At 33.9% G+C, this 1862-nt stretch carries 2 protein-coding genes; both read right to left on the bottom strand.

The features are described from left to right. Nucleotides 1-752, bottom strand: a 752-nt coding sequence (locus tag IM273_RS22065; RefSeq protein WP_193055643.1) for a sce7725 family protein, incomplete at its 3' end; no start/stop codon positions are given. Nucleotides 753-798: 46 nt separating this feature from the next. Next, a complete protein-coding gene (locus IM273_RS22060) occupies nucleotides 799-1653 on the bottom strand; it encodes a sce7726 family protein (RefSeq protein ID WP_032679532.1) in 855 nt (284 codons plus the stop codon). Between the last annotated feature and the right edge of the window lie 209 nt (nucleotides 1654-1862).

Below are 1862 nucleotides of genomic sequence, written 5' to 3'. Positions count from 1 at the left end.
TCGCCAATGTCTCTATCAGTGTCATTCGAAACAAAATGTTCTATCCATATATCACCGCTTGCAGGATGTTTATAAATTAAATGAGATGCAACGGCACCAGCCTTGCCACCACCAATCTCAAGTTTTTTCCCGACTATAGTGAAATCACCGATACCTAATACTGTTTTACCAATTTTTTTATGTTTATCCGTGAAAACTTCTTGACCAGAGTAATCTGCATTCTTATCTAATTTGACGAAGTTATCTTTCACTTCAATAAGTTTATTTTTAGGGATTTCATTAAATTGAAAATCGGTAACATTACCATCAATAGTTATATGAAATTCAATAAATTTTAATTTTGTTAACTTGGAAAATTCCACATCGCTAATACTTGGCTTGTTGTATATTAAAGCAACATTTGAACCTTCAAATGCTTTTAAGAAACCATTAAGGGTTTCAATTGCTACACTTGAGTCAACTACAAGGGTGGGGATAAGCGTTTTACATTTATCTAAATTATTTTTAATCGTTGCTACAAATTTTCTTCGAGCCTCTATATCTTTACTAAACTCATGTTGTTTTGGATTGATGACTAACATGACCCTCTTGTTTTTCTCTGAAAGTATCTCTAAACAACGTATAAGTTTATCGGTTTTGGTTAGCACAGGTTCAATTATCGGTATAAACAACTCAGCGTTAGTACAACTTGCTGCCAATTCTCTTAGCGCTAACAGCTCAGAACCACGACCATATAGATATGGACTATACATATGACTCCCTCCAGAGAGAACAATGATCACATAAAGTTAAGCATCTCTACACTATCCCCAAAACCGTGAGGATCTTTTTACGTTGAACACTTGATAAAGCAGATGACATTCCCAACACACGAAGGCAACTAGGAAGGCAATTAACAAAGCTTACAATATCATCACTTGTCGTTCTGCCTCTCATTGCATTAATGTAAATATTGTGAGCTAAATCCTGAGGAATTTTTTTAAATATATCCTCGCAGAATGCATAAATAAGCCCGTTGGGTAAATTGATCTTCTCGCCAATGAATTTTTCTATTGCTGGAAGGTATTCACTTCTTTTCAGCATACGAAAAATATATAATATATCAACATTAGCTAAGTTTGACTCAGCATTTTTAACTATCTTAAGGCTACCTCTATTATTTAATGCAATAACACCAACTTTATCTGGAACAATCTCAGCATATTTTTCAGATAAATTTGGATGAGTAACCACATAAACTTTATCGAATGCTTTTAAATAATCTGGGGTTTGAGTTTGCAATCTACGCGGGGTGTCATATTCCGTTTTAATTTCATACGCTGTAGATGTTCCGTTAAAAATTGCAATATCAACAATAGACTTTCCGACATGAAGCTCACTTAATAATGATGAGGTCCGGGGACTATGCCTCCCAAAAACTATTCGATTTGCTACTTCTGTTTTGTAAACATACTCATTTCTATAATTCCTGGATAACTCTTTATAACATTCACTAAAAAATGTATGTAATGGTTGCCCATCCTGCTTCATTTCATCAGAGAAAGACACAAAATCCAAGACATTAGACGGTTCTCTTCCCTTGGCTAAAGCCTCGAAAACTGGGCGGCTGAACACCCTTGAAAAAACTCTTATATTATCGATACTTAGCGCCATTGGATAATCCATCATAATATTCACTGTTATATAATAGCACAATCATACCGTGAAAAAAATTGTCATATCTCGCATAATCGTTACTGCATTTCAAATCATTAAAATAGTCTATTTCCAGTAAAATCTTTCTTAAAATATATTTATCAATCATTACAACATAATCAATCGGTGTCTGTAATTTTCATTACATCATAAACGCTCATCTCTTT

Origin of the sequence: Enterobacter cloacae complex sp. P13B (assembly GCF_014895915.1) — a bacterium.
GTDB lineage: Bacteria > Pseudomonadota > Gammaproteobacteria > Enterobacterales > Enterobacteriaceae > Enterobacter > Enterobacter bugandensis.
The sequence above is the reverse complement of the archived record's forward strand: the minus strand, read 5'-3'. Positions and strand labels throughout refer to the sequence as shown.